Source organism: Dietzia maris, assembly GCF_014144855.1.
Taxonomy (GTDB): Bacteria; Actinomycetota; Actinomycetes; order Mycobacteriales; family Mycobacteriaceae; genus Dietzia; species Dietzia kunjamensis.
Window position 1 is genome coordinate 1 of record NZ_JAALDN010000373.1, and the last position, 8,553, is coordinate 8,553.

Sequence of the window (8,553 nt, forward strand, 5' to 3'; positions counted from 1 at the left end):
CCCGGCCGGACAGCCCGAGCTCCGCCGAGCGCCGGGCGGCGATCGTCAACGCCTCCGCGGCGATGTCCGCCCCGGTGACCTGCCAGCCCTGCGAGGCCAGCCAGAGCGCTTCGGTCCCGGCGCCGCAGCCCGCCTCGAGCGCGGTCCCGGGGACGAGGCGGGAGACCTCCCGGATCAGGTGCGGGTTCGGGGGGTTCGCGGCCATCGCGGCCGGGCGGTCACCGTCGTCGTCTCCGACGCTGCCGCCGGCACCCGCCCAGATGTCGTCCCAGTAGGCGCGGTCAAACTCGTGTGCCATCGCGCACCTCGATCGCCTTCTCGAGGTCGGCCATGATCAGCGAGGCGTTGATCTGCTGCGCGGCGCGGGCCCCCTGGGCGGCGGCGGCTCCGACCTGCGCCATGAGATCGGCGCAGTTGCCCGCGGCCCACACCCCCGGCACCGGGGTGGTGCCCATCTCGTCGGTCGGGATGACCGTGCCGACCGGGTGATCGACCGCCTCCAGACCGATGGCCGCATACGGCTCGACCCCGACCGTCAACCGGGTGGCCACCACCACGGCGTCCAGATCGATCACCTCGTCGTCGTCGACCTCCACGCCGACCACCCGCCCACCGTCGGCCGCCACTCCCGAGATCCTTCGCTCCTCGACCGGGATGCCCAGGGCGGCCAGGGAGACCCGGTCCTGCTCGTCGATCGGGCGACCGCCGCTGAAGTACGTGATGTCCCGGCTCCACTGGTGGAACAGCATGGCCTGGTGCGCGGACATCGGATGGGTCCCCAGGATGCCGATCCGCTGGTCGCGCACCTCCCAACCGTGGCAATACGGGCAGTGCAGGACGCCGCGCCCCCACTGCTCGCGGACCCCGGGGATGTCGGGGAGTTCATCGCTCACCCCGGTCGCGATGAGCAGTGTGCGGGTGGGCAGCACCGAACCGTTGCGCAGGATGACGTCGAAGCCGTGCGCGGCCGTGCGGGTGTCCACGACCTCGCCGTCGATGACCTCGCCGTCGTACCGTCCGACCTCCGCGCGGCCTCGCGCGAGCAGGTCCGACGGGCTCACCCCGTCCAGGGCGAGCAGCCCGTGGACACCCTCGGCGGGAGCGTTGCGCGGCTCGCCGGCGTTCACCACCGTCACCCGACGGCGGGCGCGGGCCGACGTCAGCGCGGCGCTCAGGCCGGCCGCCCCGCCACCGACCACCACCACATCCCGCAGTTCCCGATCGTCCGAGTCCATCTGTCGACCTCCGCTCTCCGGGCCACCGGTTCCGGGCCTCGTCCCCCTCGACGATGGTCCCTTCACCCGGATGTCGCAACTAACCTTGCCAGTCTGGCAAACTCGGCGCATGACCGATCCGACCGCCCGCACCCTCGACGCGGTGGGTTCGCGGCTGAGGGCCCTCCGGCAACGCCGCGACCTCACCCTGACCGCCCTGGCGGAGTCCACCGGCATCTCCACCAGCACGCTGTCGCGACTCGAGTCCGGGCAGCGCCGACCCACCCTCGAACTGCTGCTGCCGCTGGCGCGGGCACACGGCGTCACCCTGGATCAGCTCGTCGACGCCCCGCCGACCGGTGACCCGCGGGTGACGCTGCAGCCGATCGCCACCGACCACGGCGCGACCGTGATCCCGTTGTCGCGCCGACCGGGTGGGATCCAGGCGTACAAGTTCGTGCTCCCCACGGGGAGTGACGACGACGAGCCCCACCTCCACGTCCACGAGGGCTACGACTGGGTGTTCGTCCTGGACGGCAGGCTCCGACTGGTCCTCGGCGAGCACGATCTCGTCCTCACGCCGGGCGAGGCGGCCGAGTTCGACACCCGCACCCCGCACTGGTTCGGCGCCACGAGCGCCGGCCCGGTGGAGTTCCTCAGCCTGGTGGGCCGGCAGGGCGAGCGGGCGCACATCCGGGCGGCACCGGCCCGGTGATCTTCGCGACACGATGTCAGCATCGTGTCGGGCACGAGGGCGAGGGGCGGTTCCGAGCAGGCGAGTCGGTCGCCCTGCCGGGAGTTGTGATCGTCCTCCCCTACCGCCCCGGGTCGACCGCCCACCCCGTGGTCATCTGACCGGCGAACTCCGGCAGACGCACCAGGATCCGGTTCTGCTCGGCACGGGGACGGAAACCCACGTCGAGATACCGCGGCGCCTCGTCGGGGCGGTCGCGGACGAGCGAGCGGTACGCCGGCACCAGGTCCTGTTCGATGTACTCCCACCGGGGTACGCGGTCGGCCCAGTTGAAGGCCGGGAGCGGCGTGTGGGCGACCACCGGCTGACCGCCCACCTCCGCGCGGACCGAGAGTGGTCGGAACTGCCCCAGCGTGCGGGCGCCCGGGATGTCGGGCGCCCCGCCGACGGTGGTGATGTAGGTGAGAACCCGGCCGACGTCGCCGCGACCGGAGGCGGTGGCATCCCACTGGTCGGCCGGCGATGATCTGGTTCTGCTCCCGGGACGCCATCCGCAGCAGCGCCTCGGACAGGCCGTCGGGGGATCCCTCGTCGAGCATCCGCCAGGATTCCAGCGCGTAGTCGTCGTACGCACCTCCCGCGGCGAGTTCCTCGACCGCGGGCAGGCCCCCCGCGGCGTAGGCCTCGCGCACCGGGATCATGTCCGTGAATATGTGCCGCTGCATGACGAGGAGTCGGTGCAGGTACCAGTCCACGTCGGGTTGCCGCAGTGTGGGGCCGACCGTGGCCAGCAGCCGGACGTCGCGCGGCATCTCCCGGCCCACCAGTACCCGTCGTGGGAGTTGTACAGGCGCAGGTAGTTGACGTACACCTTGTCGACCGTGTCGAGGTTAGCCGCCAACCCCCGGGCGGGTTCCCACTGCTCCAGGTCGATGTCGGCGTTCTCCGCCCCCACCGCCAACCAGTACTGGCGCGCCAGGGTCGAGTACCTCTCCGGAGCGACACGGGCCGCCCTCACGACGTCGAGCGCGGCCCGGAGCTCGGCCACGTCGGTGGTCATCCCGGTGGAGACGCCGCCCGCCATTTCGCCGTCGGCGTTGTCGGCCGGGACATCGAGGTAGACCGAATACGGCGTGGCACCGGCGGTCGTCCGCGAGTGGACGACGGACACCACCGTGAGCATGAGAGCGGCGAGCAGTGCGACGGTGAGGGCTCCGAGTCCGTCTGGTGCTCGACCCATGACGCACCGCCCCCACTCGCCCGACTGTGATCTGGGTCACTTTATGCGGCATCCCTCCGGCCGGCGACCGCACGCGCCGGAGCCCGATGAGGCCATCCGACGTGACACGCGCGACAATGGACCGGATCAGGCTGTCGAGCAGCACCCGCGGAGCCAAGGAGTCCAGTGAGCACCACCGTCGACCGGGCCCCGGCCCGTAGCGCCACCCGAGACCTCGCCCAGATCGCGGTGTTCGCCGCTCTCATCGTGGTGCTGGGCCTGCCCGGCCAGATCAGCATCGGTTCGGCGGGTGTGCCCATCACCCTGCAGACGCTCGGCGTGATGCTCGCCGGCTCACTGCTCGGCTGGCGCAAGGGCGCCCTGTCGGTGCTCGCGGTCATGGTCATCGGTCTCGCGCTGCCCGTCCTCGCGGGCGGCCGCACGACCCTGACCTCGCTGGCCGGCCCCACCGCGGGCTTCCTCATCGGCTGGATCCCGGCGGTGATCGTGATCGGTCTGCTCACCGCGTGGATCATGCCGCGCTACCGGCTCGTCCCGGGACTGCTCATCAACATCCTCGGCGGCATCGTCGTCATCTATGCCGTCGGGGTGGCCGGCATGTTGCTCCGCACCGAACTGACGCTCGGCGGTGCGATCGCCGCCAACACGGTGTTCCTGCCGGGTGACCTCGTCAAGGCGGTCGTCACGGCGATAGTCGCGACGCAGGTCCACAAGGCACGTCCCGGCCTGATCGCGCCGCTGCGCCGGAAGTGACCAGCACGGAGATCCGCTTCGACGGGGTCGGCCACACCTACGGTGACCGGACCGTCCTCGCCGACGTCGACCTGACCCTCACCGAGCGACGCATCGGGATCGTCGGCGTCAACGGCGGCGGCAAGTCGACGCTCGCTCGGATGATCAACGGTCTCGTGGTCCCCACCACCGGGACGGTCACCGTCGACGGCCTCGACACCCGCCGCAAGGGCGCGGCGATCCGCCGCCGTGTGGGCTTCTGCTTCACCGATCCGGACACCCAGATCGTCATGCCGACCGTGGAGGAGGACGTCGACTTCTCCCTGCGCCGGTCGGGTCTGAACCGGGAGGAGCGACGACGACGAGTCGCGCAGGTGCTCGAGACCTACGGCCTGGCCGGCCATGCCGAACATCCGTGCCACCTCCTCTCCGGGGGCCAGAAGCAGTTGCTGGCCCTGGCCGCGGTGTTGGTGATCGAACCCGCCGTGGTGGTCGCCGACGAGCCCACGACCCTGCTGGATCTGCGCAACCGGGCGCTGGTCGCCGAGACGTTCGCCGGGTTGGAGCAGCAGCTCGTGGTGGTGACGCACGACCTGGACCTCGTCGCCGACTTCGACCGCGTGCTGGTCGTCGACGGCGGTCGCGTCGTGATCGACGACGCCCCCCGCCCCGCGCTGGCGGGCTACCGGCGGATCGCGCTGGATTCGGGGCCGGGGGCCTAGGTGTTCGCCACCTATCAACCGGGGAACTCGCTCCTGCACCGACTGCCGGCGGGGTGGAAGATCCTGCTGGTGTGCGTGCTCATCCTCGTCGCCACCCTGGCGATACGCGAGCCCTGGCACGTGCTGCCCGCCCTGGGGGTGACCGCGGTCCTCTACGCGATCGGACGGATCCGTCCGCGAGCGGCGTGGGACCAGGTCCGCCCGGTGCTGCCGATGCTCGTCGCGATCCTGGTACTCCAGTGGATCGTCGCCGACCTCGACACCGCCCTGCGGGTCTGCGGCGCCCTGCTGGTCGCCATCACCGTGGCGGGCCTCGTCGCCCTGACCACGCGGGTCTCGGACATGCTCGACGCCGTCACGCGGGCCGCCCAGCCGCTGCGGCACGTCGGTGTCTCACCGGACCGGATCGCACTGGTGTTGGTACTGACCATCCGCGCCATCCCCCTGCTCGCGCGTCGGCTTCGCCAGGTCACCGAGGCCCGCAAGGCCCGTGGCCTGGGCATGTCGATACGCGCGCTCGTCGTGCCGACCGTGCTCGGCGCCCTCACCACCGCCGACCAGTTGGGCGACGCGTTGGCCGCCCGGGGCGTGGACGACTGATCACCTCCGGCGCCACCTCAGGACGAGTGGTGTCGGTGTCGCGTGCCACCATGAACTCGTGTCCGCACTCGCGCGCTACCTCGCGTTCTCCCGCCTCGGCGCCGAGTCGCCTGCTCTGGCGCTGCTGCGGAGCCAGCTGTGGCCGTTGATCGTCGCGGTACTGAGTGAGGTGTTCGAGGGATCGTCCAGGCGTGTCCCCTCGTCCGAGTTCTACGAGTTCCTGGACCGGACACTGACCGCCGTACGCGATGTCGGCACGGAGGCCCCCGGCACTGCACAGTCCTATGTGCGTACCTGGGTGGACGCCGGATGGATGCTCCGCCGGCCGGGGACTGCCGCGACGGGTGAGACGCTCGAGCCCACCCAGGCCGCGCTGGTGGTGATGGACTTCCTGGACGGCTTGCAGACGCCACGGCGCGGGCTGACCGTGTCCCGGGTGGAGACACTCACCCGGCAGTTGGAGGATCTCGCCCGCGAGACCGATCCTTCGGTCCAGGGCAGATTGGCCGCCCTCCACCGCGAACGGGACCGTATCGATGCCGCCATCGCCCGTGTGGAGGAGGGTGAGGTGGATCTCGCGGGCCCGGAACGGGTCGCGGAGAAGGTGTCGGAGATCCTTCGGGGGGCGGACGACATCCCCGCGGACTTCGCCCGCGTCCGCGCTGAATTCGACTCACTCAACCAGGATCTTCGACGTCGTCTCCTCGACCAGGACGGTGCCCGCGGCGACGTCCTCGACGCAGTCTTCGGCGGGGTCGACCTCATCGGTGACTCTGAGGCCGGCCGTAGCTTCTCGTCCTTCTACTCGGTACTGCTCGATCCCGAGCGCTCCGCCTCCGTCGACACCTGGATCGACGACATTCTGAGCCGCCAGCAGGGCACGGACCTTCCGGCGCCCGCCCGACGCGGCCTCCGCGGACTGTTCGATGAGATGGAGACCGCTGGCGCCGAAGTCAACGGGGTGCTCACCTCTCTGTCACGCAGCCTGCGACACTTCGTCACCACCGACGCCTACGTGGAGCACCGGCGGATGCTGGCCCTCATCCGGTCCGCTCGCGCCTCCGCGGCCGAGGCCAGCACCGCACGGGCCGTACGGCCGAATACTAGGATGTCCGTGCCGCTGCGCCGGATCGGCATGTCGGTCCGCTCGGTCGGGGCGCTTCGCCTGCGGAACCCGGGCGAGGAACGAGTTGCCACGGAGGTCACGCACCACGACGAGGGGTCGGCGGACCTCGGAGCGCTCACCGCTCTCGTACGCGCCTCGGAGATCGACGAGACCGAGCTTCGCGCGCACGTGCGCGACGTGGTGACGAGGCGTGGCCCGTCATCGATTGCCACGATTCTGAGCGAACACCCGGCCACCCAGGGAGTCGCCAGTATCGTCGGGCTGGTGAATCTGGCCATGGCCAGACGGTCCACGGCCCCTCCCGGTGAGGCGGCTGCGACCGAAACCGTCAGGTGGACTAGTGGCTCCGATGCCGTCCGCAGCGCCCGGATCCCCACACTGGTCTTCACGGCCGATCACGTACTGGAGGACGACCTGTGATGACCCCCGACGTGGGCGGCTCCGACGTTCCACCCGACATCGAACAGGTCGAGCAGGGATTGTGGCCCGGCGATACCGGGACGCTGTCCTTCGCCTCCCGACGAGCGCTGGCCAGGCTGCTCACCGGCCCGCTGGTCCACGCCCACCGCCAACCGGAGATCTGGGCGGCAGTGATCTCCGACGAGCCCGCCCTCCGGTCGCGGCTGGCGGACGTGTTCCTCGACCTCGTGCTGGACCACGACGCCGGGATCGCGTTCACCCGGCAGGTCGACACCGGCGGCCGGGTCGAGGTTCCCGCTGTGCTGCGAACGGAGACTCTGTCCCATATGGACACCGTCCTGCTCCTGCACCTGCGGTCCGAATTGTCGGTGGCGCAGCCGGGCGAGCGGGTGATCGTGGATCGAGAGGACGTCGCCGAACAGATCGACGTCTATCGCTCGGTCATCGACTCGGACCGGACCCGGTACACGCGCAAGTTCGACGCCTCCTGGAATCGGCTCAAGTCCTACTCGCTGCTGTCCGACACCGAAACCGAGAACCGCGCGGAGGTCTCCCCCGTGCTCCGTCACCTGTTCGACGCCGACGTGGTCGCAGGGATCCGCGAAGAGTACCGTGCCCTGATCGAGGCGCGCGACGGGTCTGACGACCAGGACGAGACGTTGTTCGACGACGACGAGGGCATCAATGATGACTGAGGCTCTGCAGCTGTCCGGCGCGCCCGAACACCCCGCCCAGATGCGGCTGTCGCGGATCCAGGTGTGCAACTGGGGAACTCTCGACGGCTACCACGACGTGAAGGTGCCCAGGAAAGGATTCCTCGTCACCGGCGGGTCCGGCTCCGGCAAGTCCACCCTCATCGACGCCGTCTCCGCCGTACTCGTGCCGCCGGCGAACCTGCGGTTCAACGCCGCCGCCCAAGAGGAAGCCGGGCGGGGCTCGGGACGGACCCTGGTGTCCTATATCCGCGGTGCCTGGCGGCGGGGTGCCGACGCCGAGTCGGGTGACCTCGCGTCGGTCTACCTGCGGCCCAAGGCCACGTTCTCTGCGATCGCCCTGACCTACTCGGACGGCACGGGGCACAGCGTCACCCTGCTTCTGATGCTCTACCTCCGCTCCGGAGACAACTCCGCGACCGGGGTCAAGCGTCTGCACGGGATCGGCGAACACCCGTCCGACCAGCCGCTCGAGCTCCCGGACCTGTTCGGTTACCTCCGCAGCGGTATCGACAAGCGCGCGCTGAAACGCGAGATGTCGCACGTGCGGTTCCACGACAGCTACTCCGCGTTCGCGTCAGCGTTCCGGCGCCGCCTCGGCATCGCCTCCGAGTCGGCCCAGCTCCTACTGCACCGGACCCTGTCCGCGAAGTCCCTGTCCAGCCTCGACCAACTCTTCCGCGACTTCATGCTGGACGTCCCGGGCACCTTCGCCGTCGCGGACCGCGCGGTGGAGCAGTTCGCGGAGCTTCGCCAGGCGCACCGGTCGGTCGTCGACGTCCGCGACCAGATCGCGCACCTCAGTCCGCTGGCGGATCTCAAGGTGTCGAGAGACCGGTTCCGAGACCGGGCCGCCGAGCTGCACGCCGAGAGCGAGTCCTTCCCCGCGGTCCAGGCAGCCGTCACGACGGAGCTGGTCGAGGAGGAACTCCGCGCAGCCCGTGGGGCACTGGTGGCCGCGGAGGCCACCGTGGCGTCCGCCCGCGACCGTCTCGACGCGGAGCGGCTGATGACCGAGGATCTCCGCGCCCGGCTCAGGGGCAGCGCCGGCGCTGGCCGCGACGAGCTCGCCCGAGAGCTGGGCCACGCCCG

General features: G+C 70.6%; 11 protein-coding genes. 7 read left to right on the forward strand and 4 right to left on the reverse strand.

What is annotated here, in order from left to right:
• Nucleotides 1–298: class I SAM-dependent methyltransferase (locus G6024_RS12205; protein WP_159148816.1), on the reverse strand; the 298-nt coding region annotated here is incomplete at its 3' end.
• Entirely contained in the window at nucleotides 282–1,235 is a 954-nt protein-coding gene (locus tag G6024_RS12210; protein ID WP_159148817.1) for an NAD(P)/FAD-dependent oxidoreductase, read from the reverse strand. The genes G6024_RS12210 and G6024_RS12205, both read right to left, overlap by 17 nt.
• Before the next feature lie 109 nt (nucleotides 1,236–1,344).
• Between G6024_RS12210 and G6024_RS12215 the strand changes: the two genes are divergently transcribed.
• Nucleotides 1,345–1,929, forward strand: coding sequence for a type II toxin-antitoxin system RelB family anti-toxin (locus G6024_RS12215; protein WP_120285857.1), 585 nt, complete (start codon nucleotides 1,345–1,347; stop codon nucleotides 1,927–1,929).
• 100 nt (nucleotides 1,930–2,029) lie between these two features.
• On the opposite strand, the gene G6024_RS16730 is transcribed toward G6024_RS12215, so the two are convergent.
• Together G6024_RS16730 and G6024_RS16735 are read right to left on the reverse strand one after the other, a co-directional pair.
• Nucleotides 2,030–2,542, reverse strand: coding sequence for a hypothetical protein (locus G6024_RS16730; protein ID WP_235027887.1), 513 nt, complete (start codon nucleotides 2,540–2,542; stop codon nucleotides 2,030–2,032).
• 63 nt (nucleotides 2,543–2,605) lie between these two features.
• Entirely contained in the window at nucleotides 2,606–3,148 is a 543-nt protein-coding gene (locus G6024_RS16735) for a hypothetical protein (RefSeq protein WP_235027888.1), read from the reverse strand.
• Nucleotides 3,149–3,313: 165 nt separating this feature from the next.
• On the opposite strand from G6024_RS16735, the gene G6024_RS12225 reads away from it, so the two are divergent.
• The 6 genes from G6024_RS12225 to G6024_RS12250 all read left to right on the forward strand — a co-directional run.
• A complete protein-coding gene (locus tag G6024_RS12225; protein WP_067713928.1) occupies nucleotides 3,314–3,901 on the forward strand; it encodes a biotin transporter BioY in 588 nt (195 codons plus the stop codon).
• Nucleotides 3,898–4,602, forward strand: coding sequence for an energy-coupling factor ABC transporter ATP-binding protein (locus tag G6024_RS12230; RefSeq protein WP_159148818.1), 705 nt, complete (start codon nucleotides 3,898–3,900; stop codon nucleotides 4,600–4,602). The genes G6024_RS12225 and G6024_RS12230 overlap by 4 nt, the downstream gene beginning before the upstream one ends.
• Nucleotides 4,603–5,202 (forward strand): energy-coupling factor transporter transmembrane component T family protein, encoded by a 600-nt coding sequence (locus tag G6024_RS12235; RefSeq protein WP_159148819.1) that lies wholly within the window; start codon nucleotides 4,603–4,605, stop codon nucleotides 5,200–5,202.
• A gap of 58 nt (nucleotides 5,203–5,260) precedes the next feature.
• Nucleotides 5,261–6,748: a DUF3375 domain-containing protein gene (locus G6024_RS12240; protein ID WP_159148820.1), complete on the forward strand. Its 1,488-nt coding sequence runs from the start codon at nucleotides 5,261–5,263 to the stop codon at nucleotides 6,746–6,748.
• Nucleotides 6,748–7,443, forward strand: a complete 696-nt coding sequence (locus tag G6024_RS12245) for a DUF4194 domain-containing protein (protein WP_119191841.1) — start codon at nucleotides 6,748–6,750, stop codon at nucleotides 7,441–7,443. Before G6024_RS12240 ends, G6024_RS12245 begins: the two co-directional genes overlap by 1 nt.
• The coding region (locus tag G6024_RS12250; protein WP_277355621.1) for an ATP-binding protein at nucleotides 7,433–8,553 on the forward strand (1,121 nt) is incomplete at its 3' end. The genes G6024_RS12245 and G6024_RS12250, both read left to right, overlap by 11 nt.

Coding starts and splice junctions, on each gene's coding strand:
- G6024_RS12210 (WP_159148817.1), bottom strand. CDS start 1,235: ATGGACTCGGACGATCGGGAACTGCGGGATGTGGTGGTGGTCGGTGGC.
- G6024_RS12245 (WP_119191841.1), top strand. CDS start 6,748: ATGACCCCCGACGTGGGCGGCTCCGACGTTCCACCCGACATCGAACAG.
- G6024_RS16735 (WP_235027888.1), bottom strand. CDS start 3,148: ATGGGTCGAGCACCAGACGGACTCGGAGCCCTCACCGTCGCACTGCTC.
- G6024_RS12215 (WP_120285857.1), top strand. CDS start 1,345: ATGACCGATCCGACCGCCCGCACCCTCGACGCGGTGGGTTCGCGGCTG.